This window comes from Duffyella sp. Ts4, assembly GCF_051851875.1.
In the GTDB taxonomy this organism is placed as follows: domain Bacteria; phylum Pseudomonadota; class Gammaproteobacteria; order Enterobacterales; family Enterobacteriaceae; genus Duffyella; species Duffyella gerundensis.
In genome coordinates this window covers 1-22,469 of the sequence record NZ_JBLYPN010000019.1, presented here as the reverse complement: position 1 = coordinate 22,469, position 22,469 = coordinate 1, and the positions used below count along the sequence as shown (strand labels likewise).

At 55.9% G+C, this 22,469-nt stretch carries 21 protein-coding genes and 2 tRNA genes; 11 read left to right on the top strand and 12 right to left on the bottom strand.

Going from position 1 to position 22,469, the window contains the following annotated elements; all coding sequences use genetic code 11:
• Nucleotides 1-43 precede the first annotated feature (43 nt).
• Nucleotides 44-1,627, top strand: coding sequence for an ABC transporter substrate-binding protein (locus tag ACJY2L_RS18450; RefSeq protein ID WP_439214051.1), 1,584 nt, complete (start codon nt 44-46; stop codon nt 1,625-1,627).
• A 30-nt stretch (nt 1,628-1,657) separates the two neighbouring features.
• Here ACJY2L_RS18450 and yghU read toward each other — a convergent pair whose 3' ends face one another.
• The 7 genes from yghU to aspA form a co-directional block, all read right to left on the bottom strand.
• Nucleotides 1,658-2,524: a glutathione-dependent disulfide-bond oxidoreductase gene (gene yghU, locus ACJY2L_RS18445; RefSeq protein WP_439214052.1), complete on the bottom strand. Its 867-nt coding sequence runs from the start codon at nt 2,522-2,524 to the stop codon at nt 1,658-1,660.
• Nucleotides 2,525-2,944: 420 nt separating this feature from the next.
• Nucleotides 2,945-3,020: transfer RNA gene (locus tag ACJY2L_RS18440), tRNA-Phe, on the bottom strand.
• Between the two features lie 96 nt (nt 3,021-3,116).
• Nucleotides 3,117-3,695, bottom strand: a complete 579-nt coding sequence (dicD, locus tag ACJY2L_RS18435) for a division control transcriptional repressor DicD (RefSeq protein WP_439214053.1) — start codon at nt 3,693-3,695, stop codon at nt 3,117-3,119.
• Between the two features lie 65 nt (nt 3,696-3,760).
• On the bottom strand, nt 3,761-5,482 hold the full coding sequence (locus tag ACJY2L_RS18430; RefSeq protein ID WP_439214054.1) for a protein-disulfide reductase DsbD: 1,722 nt from the start codon (nt 5,480-5,482) through the stop codon (nt 3,761-3,763).
• Entirely contained in the window at nt 5,458-5,781 is a 324-nt protein-coding gene (cutA, locus tag ACJY2L_RS18425) for a divalent cation tolerance protein CutA (protein WP_439214055.1), read from the bottom strand. The genes ACJY2L_RS18430 and cutA overlap by 25 nt, the downstream gene beginning before the upstream one ends.
• Before the next feature lie 70 nt (nt 5,782-5,851).
• Nucleotides 5,852-7,153 carry an anaerobic C4-dicarboxylate transporter gene (locus ACJY2L_RS18420; protein ID WP_439214056.1) on the bottom strand — a complete coding sequence of 434 codons (1,302 nt, stop codon included), beginning with the start codon at nt 7,151-7,153 and terminating at the stop codon, nt 5,852-5,854.
• A 96-nt stretch (nt 7,154-7,249) separates the two neighbouring features.
• The gene (aspA, locus tag ACJY2L_RS18415) at nt 7,250-8,686 is read right to left on the bottom strand and encodes an aspartate ammonia-lyase (RefSeq protein ID WP_067434054.1); all 1,437 of its coding nucleotides are present in this window, start codon (nt 8,684-8,686) and stop codon (nt 7,250-7,252) included.
• Nucleotides 8,687-9,050: 364 nt separating this feature from the next.
• On the opposite strand from aspA, the gene ACJY2L_RS18410 reads away from it, so the two are divergent.
• From ACJY2L_RS18410 to ACJY2L_RS18395, 4 genes are all read left to right on the top strand, one after another.
• Nucleotides 9,051-9,509, top strand: a complete 459-nt coding sequence (locus ACJY2L_RS18410) for an FxsA family protein (RefSeq protein WP_067434051.1) — start codon at nt 9,051-9,053, stop codon at nt 9,507-9,509.
• A 232-nt stretch (nt 9,510-9,741) separates the two neighbouring features.
• A complete protein-coding gene (locus ACJY2L_RS18405; protein ID WP_067434048.1) occupies nt 9,742-10,035 on the top strand; it encodes a co-chaperone GroES in 294 nt (97 codons plus the stop codon).
• Between the two features lie 46 nt (nt 10,036-10,081).
• Nucleotides 10,082-11,728 carry a chaperonin GroEL gene (gene groL, locus ACJY2L_RS18400; protein ID WP_439214057.1) on the top strand — a complete coding sequence of 549 codons (1,647 nt, stop codon included), beginning with the start codon at nt 10,082-10,084 and terminating at the stop codon, nt 11,726-11,728.
• 187 nt (nt 11,729-11,915) lie between these two features.
• Nucleotides 11,916-12,263, top strand: a complete 348-nt coding sequence (locus ACJY2L_RS18395; RefSeq protein WP_067434042.1) for a DUF4156 domain-containing protein — start codon at nt 11,916-11,918, stop codon at nt 12,261-12,263.
• A 44-nt stretch (nt 12,264-12,307) separates the two neighbouring features.
• On the opposite strand, the gene epmB is transcribed toward ACJY2L_RS18395, so the two are convergent.
• Nucleotides 12,308-13,336 (bottom strand): EF-P beta-lysylation protein EpmB, encoded by a 1,029-nt coding sequence (gene epmB, locus ACJY2L_RS18390; protein WP_264273286.1) that lies wholly within the window; start codon nt 13,334-13,336, stop codon nt 12,308-12,310.
• A 41-nt stretch (nt 13,337-13,377) separates the two neighbouring features.
• On the opposite strand from epmB, the gene efp reads away from it, so the two are divergent.
• The 3 genes from efp (at nt 13,378) to ACJY2L_RS18375 (ending at nt 14,362) form a co-directional block, all read left to right on the top strand.
• A complete protein-coding gene (gene efp, locus ACJY2L_RS18385; RefSeq protein WP_034891518.1) occupies nt 13,378-13,944 on the top strand; it encodes an elongation factor P in 567 nt (188 codons plus the stop codon).
• 54 nt (nt 13,945-13,998) lie between these two features.
• The gene (locus ACJY2L_RS18380; protein WP_187486491.1) at nt 13,999-14,130 is read left to right on the top strand and encodes an entericidin A/B family lipoprotein; all 132 of its coding nucleotides are present in this window, start codon (nt 13,999-14,001) and stop codon (nt 14,128-14,130) included.
• 97 nt (nt 14,131-14,227) lie between these two features.
• On the top strand, nt 14,228-14,362 hold the full coding sequence (locus ACJY2L_RS18375) for an entericidin A/B family lipoprotein (RefSeq protein ID WP_067434036.1): 135 nt from the start codon (nt 14,228-14,230) through the stop codon (nt 14,360-14,362).
• 42 nt (nt 14,363-14,404) lie between these two features.
• On the opposite strand, the gene ACJY2L_RS18370 is transcribed toward ACJY2L_RS18375, so the two are convergent.
• A complete protein-coding gene (locus ACJY2L_RS18370; protein WP_439214058.1) occupies nt 14,405-14,929 on the bottom strand; it encodes a lipocalin family protein in 525 nt (174 codons plus the stop codon).
• 157 nt (nt 14,930-15,086) lie between these two features.
• On the opposite strand from ACJY2L_RS18370, the gene epmA reads away from it, so the two are divergent.
• On the top strand, nt 15,087-16,064 hold the full coding sequence (epmA, locus tag ACJY2L_RS18365; RefSeq protein WP_439214059.1) for an elongation factor P--(R)-beta-lysine ligase: 978 nt from the start codon (nt 15,087-15,089) through the stop codon (nt 16,062-16,064).
• Between the two features lie 34 nt (nt 16,065-16,098).
• Here the strand turns inward: epmA and mscM are convergent, their stop codons facing one another.
• The 3 genes from mscM to rsgA all read right to left on the bottom strand — a co-directional run bounded on the left by mscM (nt 16,099) and on the right by rsgA (nt 21,493).
• A complete protein-coding gene (gene mscM, locus ACJY2L_RS18360) occupies nt 16,099-19,425 on the bottom strand; it encodes a miniconductance mechanosensitive channel MscM (protein WP_439214060.1) in 3,327 nt (1,108 codons plus the stop codon).
• Nucleotides 19,426-19,436: 11 nt separating this feature from the next.
• Nucleotides 19,437-20,342 carry an archaetidylserine decarboxylase gene (asd, locus tag ACJY2L_RS18355; RefSeq protein WP_439214061.1) on the bottom strand — a complete coding sequence of 302 codons (906 nt, stop codon included), beginning with the start codon at nt 20,340-20,342 and terminating at the stop codon, nt 19,437-19,439.
• A gap of 98 nt (nt 20,343-20,440) precedes the next feature.
• Complete coding sequence (gene rsgA, locus ACJY2L_RS18350; RefSeq protein WP_067434024.1) at nt 20,441-21,493, bottom strand: small ribosomal subunit biogenesis GTPase RsgA; 1,053 nt, start codon at nt 21,491-21,493, stop codon at nt 20,441-20,443.
• A gap of 85 nt (nt 21,494-21,578) precedes the next feature.
• Between rsgA and orn the strand changes: the two genes are divergently transcribed.
• Both orn and ACJY2L_RS18340 read left to right on the top strand, forming a co-directional pair.
• Complete coding sequence (orn, locus tag ACJY2L_RS18345) at nt 21,579-22,124, top strand: oligoribonuclease (RefSeq protein ID WP_439214062.1); 546 nt, start codon at nt 21,579-21,581, stop codon at nt 22,122-22,124.
• A gap of 173 nt (nt 22,125-22,297) precedes the next feature.
• A tRNA-Gly gene (locus ACJY2L_RS18340) sits at nt 22,298-22,373 on the top strand.
• Nucleotides 22,374-22,469 lie beyond the last annotated feature (96 nt).

Below are 22,469 nucleotides of genomic sequence, written 5' to 3'. Positions count from 1 at the left end.
TTCCCTCTATAGTCGGGGAACATGGGCTGCCAGGACAGTGAATATGCGTAAAATTTTATCGTTTTTAGTGACTTCCGCGCTGTTAACCACCAGCGCAGTGCAGGCGGCAACGCCTGCTGATACGCTGGTGGTGGCCATTCCGCTGGATGGCATTATCAGTTTCGATCCGGCGGAAAGCTTCGAAACGGTCAGCACCGGCAGTTTGATTAATATCTATCAGCGGCTGGTGCAGGCCGATCGCCGCGATCAGCAAAAGCTCGCCGCCGAGCTGGCCACCTCATGGCAACCGGGCAACAGCGCGCACAGCCTGCGCATTCAGCTTAATCCTCAGGCGACCTTTGCCAGCGGCAATCCGGTGACCGCCAGCGATATCATTTTCTCACTCACGCGCGCTATCAAGCTCAACAAAACCCCGGCGTTTATCCTCGGCGAATTTGGCTGGACTGCCGATAACATCGACGCCCAGTTCACGCGCATTGACGATCATCAGCTGGAGATTCGCTGGGTGGCGCCGATTGGTCGCGATCTGGCGCTGCGTCTGCTGTCATCGCCGGTGGCGTCGATTGTTGATGCGAAGCTGGCGCAGCAGCATGCCAGCAACAACGACTACGGCAACGGCTGGCTGCGTACCCATTCGGCGGGCAGCGCCGCCTATGCCATTCGCAGCTTTGCGCCGCAGCAGGCGCTGGTGCTGGAGGCGAGCCCGCATGCGCAACCGAAGCCCGCGCTGAAACGCGTGATTCTGAAAGGCGTTAGCGATTCAGGCTCGCGACGTCTGTTGCTGGAGCAGGGCGATGCCGATGTGGCCTATGAACTGGGTGCCGATCAGTTTGATGCGCTGAGGCAGCGCCCCGGCGTCAGAATTGAGGCCTTTCCTTCCAGCCTGATCTATTATCTCGGGTTTAACACGCAGCAGGCGGGGCTGGGCAATCCTGCACTGTGGCAGGCGGCGCGCTGGCTGGTGGATTATGACAGCCTGTCAACGCAGTTGCTGAAAGGCCAGTATCAGGTGCATCAGGCTTTTCTGCCGCAGGGCTTTGATGGCGCGCTGACCACTACGCCATTTCATCTTGATGTGGCGAAAGCGAAAGCGATTCTGCAGCAGGCGGGTATCAAACCCGGCACGCATTTCAGCCTGACGGTCACCAATCAGCCGCCTTATACCGACGTAGCGCAGGCGCTGCAGGCGAGCTTTGCCCAGGCGGATATCCATATCGATATTCAACCGGTGGCGGAAGCGGATCTGTGGGGTAAAATGCGCGCCCGCAATTTCCAGGCAATCTTCACCTATTGGGGCGCGGACTATATCGATCCCAACACCAACGCCAGCACCTTTGCCTATAATGTGCCCAACGGGCCAAAAACCCTCGCCTGGCGTGTCGGCTGGACCATTCCTGCGCTCAGTCAGCAGACGCGTGCGGCGGCGGCAGAAAGCGACGTGGCACAGCGGCGTGAGCGTTATCGGGCGTTGCAAACTGAAGTGCAACAGAACTCACCTTATGTGGTGATGCTGCAAGGGAAAAAACTGGTGGCGTTGCGGGATAACGTGCAGGGAGCGGCGCAGGGCATTGGTGCCAGCATGCTCTATTACGATCAGGTGAGTAAAACGGCGGTGACGAAGGAGTAAAAGAGACCCGGCCGTAGCCGGGTAACCGGCTTATTTGCCGCGTTTATCTTCGGTGTTGGTATCGAAATCGGCAGCGTCATGACGTTCATGCAGCTGCTCTGACGGTTCGCCCCAGGTGCGGTTGACCTTACGGCCACGCTGAACCGCCGGACGATTTTCAATCTCTTCTGCCCAGCGCTGCACGTGCTGATAGCTGCCCACGTCGAGGAATTCAGCGGCGCCATACTGATCGTTGCGCACCAGGTTACCGTACCATGGCCAAATCGCAATATCGGCAATGGTGTATTCATCACCGGCAATAAAACGGTGCTCAGCCAGCTGGCGATCCAGCACGTCGAGCTGACGTTTGGTTTCCATGGTAAAGCGCTCAATGGCGTATTCAATTTTTACCGGCGCATAGTGATAGAAGTGGCCGAAACCGCCGCCGAGGTAGGGTGCCGATCCCTGCAGCCAGAAGAGCCAGTTCAGCGCTTCGGTGCGACCTGACCGATCTTCCGGCAGGAAATGCCCAAATTTGTCGGCCAGATAGAGCAGGATGGCGCCGGATTCAAAAACGCGCACCGGCGGCGTTTCCGAGACGTCAAGCAGCGCCGGAATTTTGGAGTTGGGGTTGATCTCAACAAAGCCGCTGGAGAACTGATCGCCTTCGCCGATACGAATCAGGTGCGCATCATATTCCGCCGCGGTAACGCCTACCGCCAGGAGCTCCTCCAGCAGAATAGTGACCTTCTGACCATTTGGTGTGCCCAGCGAATAGAGTTGCAGCGGATGCTCGCCCTGCGGCAGGCTTTTTTCATGGGTTGGGCCGGCAATCGGGCGGTTGGTTTTCGACCAGGCACTCGCATTATCCTGATTCCATTTCCATACTTTTGGTGGCTGGTAATCTTGTTCCGACATAGTGAGCCTTCTCCGCTAAACAAACAGGTGGTGAGAGAAGAGAGTGTAGCAGCCGCCGCCTGGCGAGCCATCCCCTGAATGCGCGATAGCCAGAACGGTTAAATGGTTATGCGTTAAACGGCAAAAGGGCGTTGGTCAGGGAAGGGTATGCGGCTTGATGAAGGTTCGGAGGAGAGTCAATCGAACGGCGTTCGATGAAGAGTTCTGCTCCGGAAAAGCAAAAACCCGCCTTTTGGGCGGGTTCTTTAATAAGTAGTGCCCGAACTCGGACAAAAACGTCAGGAACGTTTTTGACGGGCGCTTCAGCGTCCGCCCGCAGGGCGAGCCACAGGGAGGTGGCGAGTCAATCGAACGGCGTTCGATGAGGAGTTCGGCTCCTGAAAAGCAAAAACCCGCCTTTTGGGCGGGTTCTTTAATAAGTGGTGCCCGAACTCGGAATCGAACCAAGGACACGGGGATTTTCAATCCCCTGCTCTACCGACTGAGCTATTCGGGCAACGGGGCGCATTAAACCGTAAAGCCCGCAGGGCGTCAACGGCTTTATGCGAAAAAGTGCCCCTGAGCGCGTCAACTGCGCTTTTTTCAGGCAAAGTCAGGTTAGCGCGCCGTTTTTACGGCACATGGCAAAGCGCAACACATCTTCCGCCAGACGCTTTGCCGTCGCCACATCCTGCACGCTGTGTTTTACCAGCAGTTTGCTCAGGCAGCCTTCCAGAATCAGCTCCATCTGCTCCGCCACCAGTGTTGGGTTATCAGCCTGCAGCTGCACTAACAGATCGTGCGTGTATTGCCACGAAGCGCGTTTCTGCTGTTCGGCGATGCGATGAATCGGGTGATCGGCGTGCGGGTAGAAGGTACAGGCGGAGATAAACAGACAGCCGGGAAAACGACCATTATTAACCGACTGCTCCAGTACGTCGTAGCGCGCCAGCAGCTTCTGTTCGGCATCTAAGGTTTCATCAAGCAGTAACTGGCGGCGCCAGGTGTCGATTTGCTCGCCGTGAAAGCGCAGTGCGTCATAGAGCAGCGCATCACGATCGGGCCAGAAGCGCTGGAGTTGCTCCAGTGGAAACTCAATTTCTGTGGCCAGCATCGCCAGCGATGTGGTGGCGGATAAGCCGTGTCGTTCAAGCACATTAAGCGCATGTTCGAGTACCTGTTCACGTTGCAAGTGACGCTCCTCACTAATGCGTTTACCGGTTTTTCCGGCTGGTTCAAATTAACGTTCAGTGTCGTTTAATGACTTAATTTCTGCAAATGCGCCGTAAAATCAGCGGCATTCAGAAAGCCGGTGATGCGTGAGCCGGGGATCTCTTTGCCGTCGGCAAAAAACAGAATGGTCGGCAGCCCCAGCACATTCAGCTGTTGCAACAGCGCGCTTTGCTGCGCGGTGTTGGCGGTAACGTCGGCCTGCAACAGCTGCACGTTGCTCAGCGCCTGCTGCACGCTGGCATCGCTAAAGGTATATTTTTCAAACTCTTTGCAGGCTACGCACCAGTCAGCATAGAGATCGAGCATCGTGATTTTACCCGATGATTGTTGCAGCGTCTGCGTTAGCGCAGCCTGATTGTCGATACGCGTGAAGGTAAGGTGTGCAGCATTGCTGCTTGCAGTCGGCGTGCCAAACACCCAATCCTGCAGCGGACGGGCGGCGATCAGCGCAGCGGCGAAGAGCACGATCTGCACGATGCGCAGCCAGGGCTTCGATGCGCGCAGGCTGGTAATGAAAGCCCAGCCAAAGAAGGCGATGCCCAGCAGGCTCCAGAGCCGCAGGCCCCACGCCGCACCGATCACGCGCTCCAGCAGAAAAACCGGCAGCGCCAGAATCACAAAGCCAAAGCCGACTTTGACCGTTTCCATCCACGGTCCGCTGCGCGGCAACAGGCGGTTGCCAAATAACGTCACGATAATCAGCGGCAGGCCCATGCCAAGCGCATAAAGATAGAGCGTACCAGCACCGGCCAGCAGGTTTCCGCTCTGCGCAATGTAAAGCAGAATGGCGCTCAGCGGCGCGGTGGTGCAGGGCGAACAGATCAGGCCAGCGAGCGCGCCCATGAAAAAGACCCCTGGCAGCGAGCCGCCCTGCTGGCGGTTGCTCCACAGCGTCAGCCGCGTTTGCAGCGAGGCGGGAAGCTGCAGCGTAAACAGGCCAAACATCGACAGCGCCAGCACGATAAACAGCGCCGACAGGCCGATCAGCACATAAGGATGCTGTAAGGCCGCCTGAAAGCGCAGGCCCGCCGCCGCGACCACCATGCCCATCAGCGTATAGGTCAGCGCCATGCCCTGTACGTAAACCATCGCCAGTGCGAACAGGCGCGCCATGGAGAATTGTCGGCTTCCACCAAGAATAATGCCGGATATCAGCGGATACATCGGCAGAACGCAGGGCGTAAAGGCGACACCGATGCCAATCAGCAGCGCCCAGAATGGCGAAAAAGGTAGCGGGGCGCTGACCGGCGTAGGTGGTGCACTGGCGGCAGAGGCTGGTTGGGCAGCAGGCGGCGGCACGGCGCTGGCCGTTACCGCGCTGAGCGGAAGGGTGCGCGTTTCCGGCGGATAGCAGAAGCCCGCCGCGGCGCAGCCTTGCCAGGTGACGCGCACGCTGGCGTCGGCACCGGCCTGCTGAATGGTCAGCGCCAGCTGCAGATCCTTGGGGTAAATCTCTGACTTGCCGTAGAACTCATCTTCGTGCGGCTGGCCTGCGGGCAGCGTAAACGGCGCGAAGGTGGCGTGTTCGGTTTCCAGCGAAATTTGCTGGCGATAGAGATAATAGCCCGGCTTGACCTGCCAGCTTAGCGTCAGTTGCTGCTGGTTCTGGCGAAAATCAAAAGCAAATGCCTGATTGACCGGCACAAAGCGGTCGGCGGTGGTTTTCGGTGCAAACAGCGAGGCCTGCGCGGGCAGGCTGAACACGGAAAACAGGATAAAAATTAACGTAGCGATGCGCTGAGCCATGACAGGTATTCACTCTCTCCATGTGTAACCGGCAGCACTAATAGTTCCGGCGTGTCGTAAGGATGCGCTGCTTTTAGCAGCTCAATCAGCGCCTGCTGATGCGCTTCGCTGCTTTTCAGCAACATTTGCACTTCAGCGGTGCGCTCCAGCTTCCCCTGCCAGATGTAAAGTGAGGTGGCACCTGGCAACAGCGTGACACAGGCGGCGAGCTGCGCGTCCAGTGCCCGTTGTGCCAGCGCATTTGCCGTGGCGTCATCGGGTGCGGTGCAGAGTACAACAACAGCAGACAGGGGATTCATTACGCCTCCTTTCCGGCGAAAGCGCAGATGATATCACGGGTGAAGCTACAGGGATTTGATCAGTTGTGACTCAAAGCCACAGGCCACCAAACAGAAAGCCAAACGCCACCGACAGCGCAATGGCGATAACGCCCGGAATCAGGAAGGAGTGGTTGAAGACAAGGCGGCCAATGCGGGTTGAACCGGTATCATCCATCTCTACCGCGGCGAGCAGCGTTGGATAGGTCGGCAGCACAAACAGCGCCGAGACGGCAGCAAACGAAGCCACTGCGGTCAGCGGCGATACGCCAAGCAGCAGCGCGGCAGGCATCAGCGCCTTGGTGGTGGCTGCCTGGGAATAGAGCAGCGTGGAGGCGAAAAACAGGATCAGCGCCAGCATCCACGGTGAGCTACGCAGCAGATCGCCAGCAATAGCCTGAATATCCTGCAGATGACCCTTGACGAAGGTATCGCCCAGCCAGGCGACACCGAGCACACATACGCAGGCGCTCATGCCTGACTTAAAGGTGCTGGCGTTGAGAATCTCACCGGTATCGATGCGACAGGTCAGGCAAATCAGCGTAGCCACCGTCAGCATAAAGACCACGATCGCTTCATTACGCGGCAGCAGTGGGTTGGTAATCAGCCCAACCGCATCGCTGGTGGCGGTGGCATAAAACACCACCGCGACGATACCGGCCAGAAACAGCAGCAGCGAGCGTTTGGCACCGGGCTTTTCCACAAAGCCGTTGCTGCCACGGCGTGATACTTCTCCTTTGGCCAGTCGGGCCTGATAAATCTCATCGTCAGCCAGTTCTTTACCCAGAAAGTTGGTGACGATCGCCGCGATAAAAATAGCCACCATGGTTGACGGAATGGCAACCGACAGCAGCGCCAGATAGCTGATGCCTTTGGGCTCAAGAATACCGGCGAAAAACACCACTGCCGCCGAAATCGGCGATGCGGTGATGGCGATCTGCGAGGCGACCACGGCGATAGAGAGCGGACGGGAAGGGCGGATGCCCTGCTCTTTGGCCACTTCGGCGATCACCGGCAGCGTGGAAAAAGCGGTATGACCGGTGCCTGCCAGCAGTGTCATGCCGTAAGTCACCAGCGGCGCGAGAAAGGTGACGTAACGCGGATGACGACGCAGCAGGCGTTCCGCCAGGCTTACCAGATAATCCATGCCGCCCGCCACCTGCATGGCGGCAATGGCGGCGATCACGCCCATGATAATTTCAATCACGTCAAAGGGGATGGCACCCGGCTTCATGCCGCACACCAGCGTCAACACCAGCACGCCAAGGCCACCGGCAAAACCGATACCGATACCGCCGAGGCGCGCGCCAAGGTAGATCGCCAGTAACACTACAACCAGTTCCATCGCAAACATTGGACGCTCCCGTCAGGCCAGTACAAATAAGGGGCAAAAAAAAAGCACGCCGCATTTTACTGTGGCGTGCCGTATACGATGAGTGACTATATCAAATTATTGTTCACTTTCGTCGGTATAGCGTTTGGCTTTGTAAGCCGGGAACATCAGGTTCTGCACGGAGAAAATATCATCCAGCTCCGCTTCGGTCAGCAGGCCGCGCTCCAACACCACTTCACGTACGCTTTTACCGGTTTCGGCACAAATCTTGCCGACAATATCGCCGTTGTGGTGGCCGATGTAGGGGTTGAGGTAAGTAACAATACCGATGGAGTTAAACACGTAAGCTTCACAAACCGCACGGTTGGCGGTGATGCCGTTAACGCATTTTTCCAGCAGGTTGTAGCAGGAGTTGGTCAGAATGCTGATCGATTCAAACAGCGCCTGGCCAATCACCGGCTCCATCACATTGAGCTGCAACTGACCCGCTTCTGACGCCATGGTGACCGTGATGTCATTGCCGATAACCTTGAAGCAAACCTGATTGACCACTTCCGGCACCACTGGATTGACCTTGGCTGGCATAATCGATGAGCCCGCCTGCAGTTCCGGCAGGTTGATTTCGTTCAGACCAGAGCGCGGGCCAGATGACAGCAGGCGCAGGTCGTTACAAATTTTCGACATTTTTACCGCAAGCCGCTTCAGCGCGGAGTGCACCATCACGTAGGCGCCGCAGTCTGAGGTTGCTTCGATCAAGTCTTCTGCTGGCACCACCGGCAAATTACTCACTTCTGCCAGTTTCTCCACCGCCAGCTGCTGATAGCCGTCGGGGGTGTTCAGGCGGGTGCCGATTGCCGTCGCGCCGAGGTTAACCTCAAGCAGCAGCTCCGCGGTGCGCAGAATATTTTTGATCTCTTCGTTGAGCAGCACGCTAAAGGCGTGAAACTCCTGGCCGAGCGTCATCGGCACCGCATCCTGAAGCTGGGTACGGCCCATTTTCAGGATGGTTTCAAATTCTACCGCTTTACGCTGAAAGCCTTCGCCAAGCTGACCAATCGCATCCAGCAGTTTCAGGATGGAAGAGTAAACGGCGATACGAAAGCCGGTGGGGTAGGCGTCATTGGTGGACTGACACTTGTTGACGTGATCGTTCGGGTTAAGGAACTGGTAGTCGCCTTTTTGATGACCCATTAATTCCAGGCCAATATTAGCCAGCACTTCATTGGTGTTCATGTTTACCGAGGTGCCCGCACCGCCCTGATAAACATCTACCGGAAACTGGTCCATGCATTTCCCGTTATTTAACACTTCATCACACGCCTGGATAATGACGTTGGCGATATTACGGGGAATGGTGTGCAGCTCTTTGTTGGCCATCGCCGCTGCCTTTTTCACCATCACCATACCGCGAACAAACTCCGGGATGTCGCTGATTTTGCTGCTACTAATATAGAAATTTTCAATCGCACGCAGAGTATGAACACCGTAGTAAGCATCAGCTGGAACTTCGCGCATGCCCAACAGGTCTTCTTCGATACGAATGTTATTTGCCATGGGAACCTTCTTGTTTGGCTGCCTGCCGGCAACCCATAATCTTTGCGTTATACATCACTGAGGATGTGTTTATGTTGTTCTGGAACGCCAGCACCGATATTTTATCCATCAACGGTGAAGCGAGCACGATCATATTCTGTTGTCATCAAATTGCATGAACATAGATCACCTTCCCAATATTTATCGGCGTAGGTATGTTAACAATATGTGATATTTGTCACGAAAGTAAGAGAGTGCCAAAAAAACGGCAGGTTCGGTTGAAAAGGCGCTTCGCTGTGCCCATCTCTGTTAATACGATCTTCGGGATCGTCCATTTCTGCTGCCTGGCAACGCGCCGGGCCGCTATAACCGCAAGGAGTATCCGGTGCGCTGGTTACCACTAATTGTTTTCTTTGTGCTGGCGTGGATTGAAATCACGCTGTTTATCCAGGTTGCTCACGTGCTGGGCGTCCTGATGACCATGTTGCTGGTGGTGTTCACCTCGCTGATTGGTATTTCACTGGTTAAAAATCAGGGTGTTAAAAACTTTATGCTCATGCAGCAGAAGCTGAATCAGGGCGAAAGCCCGGCGAAAGAGATGATCAAAAGTGTATCGTTGATCATCTCTGGCGTGCTGCTGCTGCTGCCAGGCTTCTTTACCGATTTCCTCGGCCTGCTGCTGCTGTTACCGCCGGTGCAGAAACACCTGACGCTGAAGCTGATGCCGCATCTGCGCGTCTGGCGCGGACCAGGTGCCGGACCCGATAGCGGATATACCGTCGACGGCGAGTTTGAACGCAAAGATGTGAAACAAATTGAGCATGACGATCGCCCCGATCGTTGATCACAGCATCAAGCGCCTGCGGGCGCTTTTTTGTTATTTAGCGCCGCATTTCTTCCGCCGTTACGCTTGGCGAAAAAAACAGCAAACGCCCTTTTCGTGAAAAAATTTTTGTTAGTGGCCCTTGAAAGGGCCCCTGACTGGCCCTATCTCTTTGGTCACGAGGCCGGAAGCCTGTAAGCCCGGCGTTCATCCCAAAAATGACTGATTGGACTTCTCAAAGGAGAGCTATCAAATGAATATTCGTCCATTGCACGATCGCGTCATCGTCAAGCGTAAAGAAGTTGAATCCAAATCTGCTGGCGGCATCGTTCTGACCGGCTCCGCTGCGGGCAAATCGACCCGTGGTGAAGTGCTGGCCGTAGGCAATGGCCGTATCCTGGAAAGTGGTGATGTGAAGCCGCTGGACGTGAAAGTTGGCGATGTCGTCATTTTCAGCGAAGGCTACGGCGCGAAAACCGAAAAAATCGACAATGAGGAAGTGCTGATCATTTCCGAGAGCGACATCCTCGCCGTTGTTGAAGCGTAATTAGTACGGTATTCACTGAACGAAACGAATTTAAGGGAAATTTCAAATGGCAGCTAAAGACGTAAAATTCGGTAACGACGCCCGTGTGAAAATGCTGCGCGGCGTAAACGTACTGGCAGATGCAGTAAAAGTTACCCTGGGCCCAAAAGGCCGTAACGTAGTACTGGATAAATCTTTCGGTGCACCGACCATCACTAAAGATGGCGTTTCCGTAGCACGTGAAATCGAACTGGAAGACAAGTTTGAGAACATGGGCGCGCAGATGGTGAAAGAAGTTGCCTCTAAAGCGAACGACGCTGCAGGCGACGGTACCACCACCGCGACCGTGCTGGCACAGTCCATTATCACCGAAGGCCTGAAAGCCGTTGCGGCGGGCATGAACCCGATGGATCTGAAACGCGGTATCGACCAGGCGGTTATCGCTGCGGTTGAACAGCTGAAAAACCTTTCTGTTCCTTGCTCCGACTCTAAAGCGATTGCTCAGGTGGGTACCATCTCTGCAAACTCCGATGAAACCGTCGGTACGCTGATTGCGCAGGCAATGGAGAAAGTAGGTAAAGAAGGCGTTATCACCGTTGAAGAAGGCACCGGCCTGCAGGACGAGCTGGACGTGGTTGAAGGTATGCAGTTCGACCGTGGTTACCTCTCTCCTTACTTCATCAACAAGCCGGAAACTGGCGCTATCGAATTAGACAGCCCATTCATCCTGCTGGCTGATAAGAAAATCTCTAACATTCGCGAACTGCTGCCAGTACTGGAAGCGGTTGCTAAATCAAGCAAGCCTCTGCTGATCATCGCTGAAGATGTTGAAGGCGAAGCGCTGGCAACGCTGGTGGTTAACACCATGCGCGGCATCGTGAAAGTGGCTGCGGTTAAAGCACCTGGCTTTGGCGATCGTCGTAAGGCGATGCTGCAGGATATCGCTATCCTGACCGGCGGTACCGTGATCTCTGAAGAGATCGGTATGGAGCTGGAAAAAGCAACGCTGGAAGATATGGGCCAGGCGAAGCGCGTAGTGATCAACAAAGACACCACCATCATCATTGATGGCGTCGGCGAAGAAACTGCCATCAACGGTCGTGTCTCGCAGATCCGTCAGCAGATGGAAGAAGCCACCTCTGATTACGACAAAGAAAAACTGCAGGAGCGCGTAGCGAAACTGGCAGGCGGCGTTGCCGTTCTGAAAGTAGGCGCAGCCACTGAAGTTGAAATGAAAGAGAAGAAAGCGCGCGTTGAAGATGCTCTGCATGCAACCCGTGCAGCGGTAGAAGAAGGTGTGGTAGCAGGCGGCGGCGTTGCGCTGGTTCGCGTAGCGTCTAAACTCTCTGAACTGCGTGGCCAGAACGAAGACCAGAACGTGGGTATCAAAGTTGCGCTGCGCGCGATGGAATCCCCACTGCGTCAGATCGTTTCTAACGCCGGTGAAGAACCTTCTGTAGTGACCAACAACGTGAAAGCGGGCGAAGGTAACTACGGCTATAACGCACAGACCGAAGAATATGGCGACATGATTGAGTTCGGTATCCTGGACCCAACCAAAGTGACCCGTTCTGCACTGCAGTACGCGGCATCTGTTGCTGGCCTGATGATCACCACCGAATGTATGGTGACTGACATGCCAAAAAGCGACGCGCCTGATTTAGGCGGCGCTGGCGGTATGGGTGGCATGGGCGGTATGGGCGGCATGATGTAATTGCCGTTGTAACGTTCGACCCGAACCCCCTGTCAGAAATGGCAGGGGGTTTTTCTTTTGGTGGCAAAAAGGTATAAGTAAGGGCGCGATATTTCAGCTACAGACATTTCCGGCAACGGATGTTCAGGAAATCCAACGGTTTTCTGGTACGCTTGCCGCACTCAGATGATAATAAATGGGGATTACAATGCGGATTAACCTTTTGCCTGGACTGGTATTTGGTAGCCTTTTACTGGCAGGTTGTAGCGGCACGCAGCAGCTCAGCTCGGCAGGACAGCGCGTGACCTTTACCGATCAGCAGCCAGGCAGCCAGTGCCAGCTTCTGGGCAACCTTACCGGCTCACAGAGCAACTGGCTGAATGGTGCGGGCGGCGAGGGCAGTTCACTACGCGGTGCGGCCAACGACCTGCGCAATCGCGCGGCTGAGATGGGCGGCAACGTGATTTATGGTGCCACCAGCCCAACGCAAAATATCTGGTCCAGCTTTGCCCCGCTCGACAGCAAAATGTCCGGCCAGGTGTATAAGTGCCCGTGATGTGATGCAACGGGCAGCGTTGCCGCTGCCCCGTTTCCCGCCCGCTATTCCTGCTTTAACTGCAAATCCAACGGCGTCTTACTCGGCTCACCGCCAATTTCACGCGCCAGCTTCGGCACCAGATAGCCCGACACCAAAGCCAGCAGCTCGCGTACCAGCCGGCGCGCCTCGCTGTCGCTGACGTGAAAATGCGCCGCGCCCTGAACCTTGTCCAGCACGTGCAGATAGTAGGGCAGGATGCCGGCATCAAATAACGCATTGCTCAGTGTGGCCAGCGTCTGCGCATCGTCATTCACATCGCGCAGCAGCACGCTCTGATTCAGCAGCGTGACGCCGGCCCGCTTCAACATCTGCATGCCATGACGCAGCTCATCATCAATTTCCTGCGCATGGTTAATGTGCGTCACCATCAGCACCTGCAGCCGCGTTTGCGCCAGCAGCTGACACAATCCTTCGGTGATGCGGGCCGGAATAACCACCGGCAAACGGCTGTGAATGCGCAGACGGCGCAGGTGCGGAATCGCTTCCAGCTGCTCGATCAGCCAGGCTAACTCGTGATCTTTCGCCATCAGCGGATCGCCGCCGGAGAAAATTATTTCATCGAGTTCCGGATGATGTCGGATATACTCCAGCGCGCTCAGCCAGTTGCGTTTATTGCCCTGGTTGTCCTGATAAGGGAAGTGGCGGCGGAAGCAGTAGCGGCAGTTGACCGCACAGCCGCCTTTGACCAGCAGCAGCGCGCGGTTCCTGTATTTATGCAGTAAGCCGGGCACCACACTGCTTTGCTCATCTAGCGGATCGGTGGTGTAACCTGGCGCCGTGGTGAACTCCTCACTGTCAGTGAGCACTTGCAGCAGCAAAGGGTCGCGCGCATCGCCCGATTTCATGCGGCGCACAAAAGAACGCGGTACGCGTAGGGCAAACAGCTTGCGCGCCCGGCCGCCTTCGACCAGATGCCGTTCAGCGTCCAGATTTAAAAGTTGTAGTAATTCATTTGGTTCAGTGATGACATCAGCAAGTTGCTGCAACCAATCTTCTCTGGACAGGGTGTTTAGGGTTACAATGTGTGCCATTTTTTTGGCTAAGTACCAGTATTAAATTGTAGAGGGCCTTTATGGCGACTTATTCTAGCAACGATTTCCGTCCCGGTCTTAAAATCATGTTCGAAGGCGAACCTTACGCCATCGAATCAAGCGAGTTTGTGAAGCCAGGTAAAGGCCAGGCATTTGCTCGCGTTAAAATGCGTCGCCTGCTGACCGGCAGCCGCGTTGAAAAGACCTTCAAATCTACTGACTCCGCTGAAGGCGCAGATGTGGTTGATACCAACCTCAACTACCTCTACAACGACGGTGAGTTCTACCACTTTATGCACCCGGAAACGTTTGAACAGCACCCGGTTGAAGAGAAAACCGTGGGCGATGCGGCCAAATGGCTGCTGGATAACGCGGAATGTATCGTAACGCTGTGGAATGGCAAACCGATTCAGGTGTTACCACCGAACTTCGTTGAGCTGGAAATCACCGATACCGATCCTGGCCTGAAAGGCGACACTGCCGGTACCGGCGGCAAGCCAGCGACCCTGTCTACGGGCGCAGTGGTGAAGGTTCCGTTGTTCGTACAGATCGGCGAAGTGATTCGCGTCGACACGCGCTCTGGCGAATACGTCTCTCGCGTTAAGTAAGTGGCTAAAAGGCGTATCGAACAGGTGCGCCTTTTTACTGAAGAGGCAGGCGTAATGATTAAGCTGCTTAAACTCGCCGCACTCGGTGCGCTTATGGTTGCCGCACTCAGCGGTTGCAACACCTTTCACGGCTTTGGTGAGGATGTCTCCCACCTTGGCGGCGCCATCTCCCGCGCGGCAAAATAAGTTCCTCTTATCTCCTTTCCTTTTCAACGCGTGCAGGCAAATTCGGTCTATGCTTAAAACGCTGTACGTTACTACAACTCATTAAAAGGAAAGGATCATGCTCAAGAAAAGTATTGCTGCAATCTTCTCAGTTCTGGTGCTTTCATCGCTACTGTCGGCGTGCAACACCACGCGCGGCGTCGGCGAAGATGTTGAAGCTGGCGGTCAGGCGATTCAGCGCACCACGCAATAATATTACCGTGCCGGTGCGCAGTAGCCTGCGGACCGGCCGCTTTTACCGCTGGTTAACCCAGATTAACGCATTCACCGCAAAGCCATTCTCCCGCGCTTTTTGCACCAGTTCCTCTTTAACCGCAGCGTCCAGCTGTGGCGTGCGCGACAGGATCCATAAATAGGATCGGTTTGGGCCGCATACCAGCGCATAACGGTAGTTTTCATCCAGCGCAATCACGTTATAGCCGCCATAAAACGGGCCAAAGAAGCTCACCTTTAGCGAGGCACGCTGCGGATCGCCGGTAAAATAGGCTTTGCCAGTACTTTCCTGCCAGCGCTGTTTTTGCGTATTAAAACCGCGATTCACCACTTTCAGACCGCCATCTTCGCGTGGGCTGTACGTCGCGGTGACCTGTTCAAGGCCGCGCTCAAAACGGTGATCCAGACGGGCAATCTCATACCACTGGCCGAGATAGCGCTCTGACTGAAAGTTTTCCACCACGCGCACATTGTCAGGCGGCGTGGTGGAACAGGCGACGGAGAGCAGCGAGCCGACAGCAGCGGTCAGCATTTTCCACAGGGACATAGCGATTTCCTTGTCTTGAGTCAGCAGCATTTGCTGGGGTTGATTCTGGCCTGAAACCGCGCGCTTAGCCAGCCAGAGTAAATTTTTCGCGCGGGTTTGTTTGCCGACAACGTTACGGGTAGACTGCTTCACCTTGTTTGACTAAGGAGTGAACACCATGAGCGAAACGGCAAGCTGGCAGCCGAGCGCACCCATTGCCAATTTGTTGAAACGCGCAGCAATTATGGCCGAAATTCGGCGATTTTTTGCCGATCGCGGCGTGCTGGAAGTGGAAACACCAGCAATGAGTCAGGCAACGGTTACCGATATCCACCTTGTTCCATTCCAGACGCGCTTTGTTGGCCCTGGTGCGGCGGCAGGACGCGATCTCTGGCTGATGACCAGCCCGGAATATCACATGAAACGCCTGCTGGCGGCAGGAAGCGGGCCGATTTATCAGATGGGCCGCAGCTTCCGTAACGAAGAGTCGGGGCGCCATCATAATCCTGAGTTCACCATGCTGGAGTGGTATCGTCCGCACTACGATATGTATCGGCTGATGAACGAGGTGGACGATCTGCTGCAACAGGTGTTGGAGTGCGATAACGCAGAATCGATCTCTTATCAGCAGGCGTTTATTCGCCACCTCGAGCTGGACCCGTTGTCGGCAGATAAAGCGCAGCTACGTGAGGCCGCGCTGAAGCTCGGCGCGGCCGAGTTTGCCGCCACGGAAGAGGATCGCGATACGCTGTTACAGCTGCTGTTTATGCTGGGCGTGGAGCCGAAGATTGGCCTGGAAAAGCCGGTGTTTGTGTACCATTTCCCCGCCAGCCAGGCAGCACTGGCGGAGATCAGCACCGAAGATCACCGCGTCGCTGAGCGGTTCGAGGTCTATTTCAAAGGCATCGAGCTGGCAAACGGTTTTCGTGAGCTCACCGACAGTCGCGAACAGCGGCAGCGTTTTGAGCAGGATAACCGCCGTCGCGTGGCACGCGGTCTGGCAGAGCATCCTGTTGATCACTATCTGCTGGATGCGCTGGCGCATGGCCTGCCTGCCTGCTCGGGCGTGGCGCTGGGCGTTGATCGCCTGATCATGCTGGCGTTGAACGCGGAATCGTTAAGCGATGTCATCGCCTTTCCGGTAGAGCGTTGCTAAACAAAAGGGCCGAATCAATCGGCCCTTTTGTTCATTACAATCCACCCGATCTGAAGTTTCTGGCGGCGGGCGCACCGTTGCTGGCGGGCACTTTACGGCCAACAGTTTCCATGCGCACCTGGAAAGGCGGGAAGGGCAGTTCAATACCGTGCTCGCGATAACCGGCCAGAATCAGCTGATGCAGTTCATGACGCAGCGGCATGCGATGCGCCATTTCTGCGGCGTGAATACGCAGTTCGAACAGCTGAATACCCTGCTGCAAATCGACCAGAAACACTTCCGGCTGCGGCATCTTCAACACATAGCTGCACTGCTCGGCGGCCTGCATCAGCAGGTTAGTCACTTCCTCACTGTTAACGCTGCCCGGCGCCGGCACGGTCAACACCACACGCGTGACCGAATCGGACAGTGACCAGTTAACGAACTGCTCGGTGATAAAGGCCTTATTCGGCACGATAATCTCTTTGCGATCCCAGTCGGTAATAGTGGTCGCGCGGGTATTAATGCGGGTGATGCTGCCGGTCAGATCGCGAATGGTGACCGTATCGCCAATGCGAATCGGCTTTTCAAACAGAATGATCAGGCCGGAAATAAAGTTGGCAAAAATTTCCTGCAAACCAAAACCCAAACCTACACCCAGCGCGGCGACCAACCATTGCAGTTTCGACCACTCAATACCAATCAGCGAGAAGCCTATCAGCCCGCCCACCAGCAGCAGCACATATTTGGTCAGCGTGGTAATGGCGTAACCGGTACCGGGCGTCAGGCTAAGATGCTGCAACAGCGCCAGTTCCAGCAGCGCAGGCATATTGCGTACCAGTTGGGTGGTGATAATAAACACCAGAATCGCGATCAGCACTGAGCCCAGCGTAATAGGCTGAATGCTTTCCACGCCCTGCACCGTGGTGCTGGCATCCCACAGCCGAATATTTTCCAGGAAGCCAAAAGCAGAGTGAATCTCTGACCAGAGCACAATCACCGAGACCAGCGCAATCAGCGTTAAAATCGACCGTACCAGGCGCAGCGACTGGGCGCTGATCGCATCAAGATCGATAATCGGCTCGTCGACTTCGCTGCCATCGGCGTTCAGTGTGGCACTCTCTTCTTCATTACGCGCGCGGTTAGCCAGCATGTCAGCCCGACGCTGGCGGGCACGATCAAAGGCGATGCGCCGCCGCTGAATCAGCATCCAGCGGCGAATAATGTGGTAAATCACCAGCAGCAGGAACCAGATGGCGACCGACGTTTCCAGTCGTGCCAGCAGCGCCTGCGCGGTGGCCAGATAACCGATGCAGGACGCCAGCGCGGCCACCAGCGGAATGGCGATCATCAGGTTCCACAGGATGCGGTTAATGAAGTTTTCACCGCTGCCTTCTTTATCGAGATAGAGCGGAATGCCGGCACGTTTCAGGCTGACGGTAACTATGCACAACGCGCCGCAAATCAGAATAAAGCAGACGCGCCCCAGCGTGCCGGAAAACTGCCGATCCTGCAGATTATCAAAGGTGATCAGCAGCATGATCAGCGGCACGATAAAGCCGATGGAGAGCGAATAGTAGCGCATGGCGCGCGCCACGCTGCGCTGCGGCCAGCGAAAATGAATAATGAACAGCCCGTTGGTGCGCGCAAACGCGGCGCTGATCATGAAGGCCCACAGCAGCGGTACGGTGACGGTAACGCCATCACCAATCGCCACCGCAATCGGGTAGGGCCAGGCATTGCGCAGGCCATAACCCAGCGCCGCCCACAGCACCGGTACCGGTATCGCCACCAGAATGGACCAGAACACCGTACGCAGTGTCAGGCGAAAGCGATCCTGAGTGACTTTGCCGACGCGATTGGCGGAACGTGCCAGCCACGCGCTGAAATGACGGCGCGAGCTAATGCTGAAACCGACCAGCAGCAGCGCACCGATGATCGGCAGCAGCGTTTCCCGGCTGGTAAACATCATTACTACCGCTTTGCCCAGTTGACTGAGCGAATCAAGCGACAGGAACAGGCTAAGATCGCGCGCCACATCAAGCGGGAAGCTCAGACTTAACGGGCTGACATCGGCGGTCCAGAACAGATAGCGGTGCGTCGCCTCTTTGATCTCGGTTAGGGCATCTTCCAGCTGGCTGTTGGCGACCTTGAGCTTGGTCACCTCCAGAATCAGCGTATCGGCACCCGAAAGCAGCGAGCTGAGCAGTTCGCGCTGGGTTTTAAGCTGAGCATCCAGCACGCGTTCCTGCGCCGCAGAGAGCGGGGCACCGTTGGCCTGCTTAAGCTGTTTGAGCTGCGGCTGACGATTCAGCAGATCTTCATAATGCAGGCGCTGCACGCGCAGCTGGCCCATTTCGCTGTCCAGCTGCTGTGATTTAGGCATCTCCGGCAGCCGTGCGACCTGCGCTCGTAGCGCTTCGCCCAATAAATTAGAGGCGCCCAGCCATTGTGACTGCTCGCGAATGGTGCTCAGCGCCTGACGAACCTGAATGGTGTGATTAGTGGCCTGGCGTTGTTGCGAGGCCACCAGGTCCATGCGCTGCGCCTGTTGATTCAGCGCAGCGGACAGCTCGCGGTTAACCCGGAACTGATCGGTGATGTTGGCTGGCAGATCGCCGCTGTTTTCAGCCAGCTGTTCGGTACGCGCCAGCGCCAGCTCTGCTTCCTGCTGCCGTTGGGTGTTTAGCTGATTGCGCAGCGCCTGCAGATAATCATCCAGCTGTTCGGCTTTGCGCTGATGCACTTCGCTGCGCATGCGCGCCAGTTCCTGGCGATTGTTGGCAGAGAGCTGCGCCAGTTCCAGCTCGTCGATGCGCGCTTTTTGCGCCGCGGATTCGGCCAGCCGTGCGTTGGTTTGCGCCTGAACCAGCGGCGTGGCCGCGGTGGGCTGATTTTGCAACCGGCGTTCGGTTTCGCTCATGGCGCGACGGGCGTCGGTTTGCTGTTGCGGCAGCTGAGCAAGCGAATCGCTGATATCGCGGGCGCGATCCTGCTCCTGCTGCGCCTGGCGGCTCTCTTCCAGCAGCTGGCTGCTGACCTGCAGGATCTCCTGATCCAGCTCGGCGCTGCTCATGTTGCTGCGAACGGTTTTAGTGCTGTCGGCGAGGCTGGCTATTTGCTGGCGCAGATCGCGCGCCAGGCGGGGAAAATCATCGATAACCTGTTGATACTGCTGCGCCTGCTGCAACGACGCATCACGTTCATCCAGAAAATTCAGCGTCGCTTCCAGACTCTGTACCAGCTCTGGCTGGGCAGTGCCGTTCTTTTCTGACTTCGCCTGCGCCAGATCCTGTTTAATTTGATCGGCATCAGGCAGCGCCGCAGCGAGAAGAGGCTGGCTGAGGCAGAGCCCCAGCAGCAGAGTGATCAGCAGACGCACAGCAGAGGCACCTACAGGTCAGTGGCGGAGGCAGCGACAACGACAGGCTGCTGCGGCAGGGAAATGGCCAGCGGCTGACCCAAACGCGTTGGGCTTTCCGCCTCAAGGCTTTCAGCCAGTTTCACTTTGCCTGGCGCAAACAGATTAACCACGGTCGAACCGAGCTTGAAGCGGCCCATTTCCTGACCTTTCAGCAGGACAACCGCACCTTCCGCATCAGCGGCAGGATAACGCCAGCGTTTAATCACCCCTTCACGCGGTGGCGTAATGGTGCCCGCCCAGGTGGTTTCGATGCTGCCAACAATGGTCGCGCCAACCAGAATCTGCACCATCGGGCCAAAATCGGTATCGAAATAGCAGATTACGCGTTCATTACGGGCAAACAGGTTGGGAATATTGCGTGCCGTCAACGGGTTGACGGAATAGAGATCGCCGGGCACGTAAATCATTTCGCGCAGAATACCGCTGCACGGCATATGTACACGGTGGTAGTCGCGCGGCGCCAGATAGGTGGTGACAAACTCACCGTTGCGGAATTGATCGGCCATGGCGGTATCGCCAGCCAGCAGCGCTTCCAGCGTGTAATAGTGGCCTTTGGCCTGAAAAATATTGTCGTCGTCGATGTGGCCAAGCTGGCTGATCGCGCCGTCGCACGGCAGCACCAGCAGATTGGGATCGGTATCAACCGGACGCGCATCATCTTTAAGCGGACGCACGAAGAAATCGTTAAAGGTGCGGTAGCTGGCGGTATCAGGCTTGCGCGCTTCAGCCATATTTACTTTGTAGAACCAGACGAAAATATCGATCACCAGTTTGGTGAACCAGCCAGCACGTTTGCTGGCTCCCCAGCCGGCCAGTTCAGTCAGCCATTTTTTAGGCAGAATATGATTCAGGCCGAGTTTTAAACGATCCAGCACGGTAGCCTCCAGGCTTACAAATATGAGGTTGCACAACAAAAAGATGGGGGCGAATTGTAGCAGCGGCGGGCTGCTAAGGCTATTTCGCCCCGCTGCTGTTACTCGTCGGCAGCAAAGTTTTTACGCGTTTTTACCTGCGACATGCTTTCCAGAATGCGATGGTAATTGTCAAAGCGCGACCGGTCGATTTGACCGTTTTCCACCGCTTCGCGAATGGCGCAGCCAGGATCGGTGTCGTGCTTACAGTCGCGGAATTTACAGTCGCCGAGGAACGGACGGAACTCAGCAAAACCGCGGGTAACCTGATCGGGTTCAAGGTGCCATAAGCCAAATTCGCGCACGCCGGGTGAGTCAATTACGTCGCCGCCGTGCGGGAAATGATAAAGGCGTGCGGCGGTGGTGGTGTGCTGGCCGAGCCCGGACACATCAGAAACATCGTTGGTGACGATCTCATTGCTGCTGAGATCGAGATCAAGCAACGCATTAAGCAGGCTCGATTTGCCCACGCCCGACTGGCCGGCAAAGATACTAACGCGGCCGGTGAGGGCGCTTTCCAGTTCGGCCAGGCCCTGTTTTTCATGGCTGGATACCATCAGCACGCGATAGCCAATCTTGCGGTAGATATCCATCTGCTTATCAACAAAGGCGCGCGCGTTACCATCCAACAGATCGGTTTTATTCAGGACCAGCAGCGGCTCAACGTCCAGTGTTTCACTGGCGACAAGATAGCGATCGATAATGTTCAGCGACAGCTCCGGCAGAATGGCCGAAACGATAATAATCTGGTCAATATTGGCGGCGATGGGTTTCACGCCATCGTAAAAATCGGGGCGGGTCAGCACTGACTTACGTTCGTGTACCGCTTCCACGATGCCTTTTGACGCGGTGCCCTGTTGCAGGCCCGGACGCCACACCACGCGGTCGCCGGTAACCAGCGAACGGATGGTACGACGGATATTACAGCGGTGAACGCTGCCATCAGCATCTTCCACGTCGGCATGCATGCCGAAACGGCTGATCACCACGCCATCACGCGCTTCGTCAAACAGGCTGTCATCCGGCTCGGGTTTATCCGCACGCTGCTTCAGACGGCGCTCATGATTAGCGCTGACGCGACGCTGTTGACCTTTCGACAGTTTATTTTTACTCACTCATCCTCTCAGGGTTCGGCAGGCTTCGCCCGACAGGGCAAAACGTCTATGATACACCTTAACAGAGACAATTATGGGACAAAGCATGAGCGGAAATGAAAACAATCTGATTTGGATCGACCTTGAAATGACCGGTCTCGATCCGGAGCGCGACCGCATTATCGAAATCGCGACGCTGATTACCGATGCCAATCTAAATATCCTGGCGGAAGGCCCGGTGATGGCGGTGCATCAGAGCGATGAGCAGCTGGCGCTGATGGATGACTGGAATGTGCGGACGCACACCAACAGTGGGCTGGTGACGCGGGTCAAAGCAAGTGAGTTTGACGATCGCGCAGCGGAACTGGCCACGTTAGCGTTCCTGCAGAAGTGGGTGCCCGCTAACACTTCGCCGATCTGTGGCAACAGCATCGGCCAGGATCGCCGTTTTCTGTTTAAATATATGCCGGAACTCGAAGCGTACTTCCACTATCGCTATCTTGATGTCAGCACGCTGAAAGAGCTGGCCCGCCGTTGGAAGCCGGACATTCTGCCGGGCTTTAAAAAAACCGGCAGTCATCAGGCAATGGATGACATTCGCGAATCGGTGGCTGAGCTGGCCTACTATCGCGAACATTTTATTCAGCTGTAATGCCCTTGCCAGCAGCAGGTTGCCGCCGATCTGCTGGCATTTTCGCCGCTTTGTTGATAAAAGCAGCAGTCGCACAAAAATCGCAAAAAAAATGTCAAACAGGCTTGCGGGAGAACTTTTTCCTCGTATAATGCGCTCCCCGTACCGATGAAGATTTTATATCGTTGCGCAGAGCGGGAATAGCTCAGTTGGTAGAGCACGACCTTGCCAAGGTCGGGGTCGCGAGTTCGAGTCTCGTTTCCCGCTCCAAATTTTTACAGCAGTAAAGCAGTTGCAAAACGTAGTACCTATGCGGGAATAGCTCAGTTGGTAGAGCACGACCTTGCCAAGGTCGGGGTCGCGAGT

Excerpts from the sequence above, each read along its gene's own strand:
- ACJY2L_RS18420 (WP_439214056.1), bottom strand. The coding sequence starts at position 7,153 with ATGTTTGCGATGGAACTGGTTGTAGTGTTACTGGCGATCTACCTTGGC.
- efp (WP_034891518.1), top strand. The coding sequence starts at position 13,378 with ATGGCGACTTATTCTAGCAACGATTTCCGTCCCGGTCTTAAAATCATG.
- ACJY2L_RS18450 (WP_439214051.1), top strand. The coding sequence starts at position 44 with ATGCGTAAAATTTTATCGTTTTTAGTGACTTCCGCGCTGTTAACCACC.
- epmA (WP_439214059.1), top strand. The coding sequence starts at position 15,087 with ATGAGCGAAACGGCAAGCTGGCAGCCGAGCGCACCCATTGCCAATTTG.
- ACJY2L_RS18430 (WP_439214054.1), bottom strand. The coding sequence starts at position 5,482 with ATGGCTCAGCGCATCGCTACGTTAATTTTTATCCTGTTTTCCGTGTTC.
- cutA (WP_439214055.1), bottom strand. The coding sequence starts at position 5,781 with ATGAATCCCCTGTCTGCTGTTGTTGTACTCTGCACCGCACCCGATGAC.
- ACJY2L_RS18370 (WP_439214058.1), bottom strand. The coding sequence starts at position 14,929 with ATGTCCCTGTGGAAAATGCTGACCGCTGCTGTCGGCTCGCTGCTCTCC.
- ACJY2L_RS18375 (WP_067434036.1), top strand. The coding sequence starts at position 14,228 with ATGCTCAAGAAAAGTATTGCTGCAATCTTCTCAGTTCTGGTGCTTTCA.
- orn (WP_439214062.1), top strand. The coding sequence starts at position 21,579 with ATGAGCGGAAATGAAAACAATCTGATTTGGATCGACCTTGAAATGACC.
- yghU (WP_439214052.1), bottom strand. The coding sequence starts at position 2,524 with ATGTCGGAACAAGATTACCAGCCACCAAAAGTATGGAAATGGAATCAG.
- ACJY2L_RS18380 (WP_187486491.1), top strand. The coding sequence starts at position 13,999 with ATGATTAAGCTGCTTAAACTCGCCGCACTCGGTGCGCTTATGGTTGCC.
- ACJY2L_RS18405 (WP_067434048.1), top strand. The coding sequence starts at position 9,742 with ATGAATATTCGTCCATTGCACGATCGCGTCATCGTCAAGCGTAAAGAA.
- epmB (WP_264273286.1), bottom strand. The coding sequence starts at position 13,336 with ATGGCACACATTGTAACCCTAAACACCCTGTCCAGAGAAGATTGGTTG.
- ACJY2L_RS18395 (WP_067434042.1), top strand. The coding sequence starts at position 11,916 with ATGCGGATTAACCTTTTGCCTGGACTGGTATTTGGTAGCCTTTTACTG.
- aspA (WP_067434054.1), bottom strand. The coding sequence starts at position 8,686 with ATGGCAAATAACATTCGTATCGAAGAAGACCTGTTGGGCATGCGCGAA.
- groL (WP_439214057.1), top strand. The coding sequence starts at position 10,082 with ATGGCAGCTAAAGACGTAAAATTCGGTAACGACGCCCGTGTGAAAATG.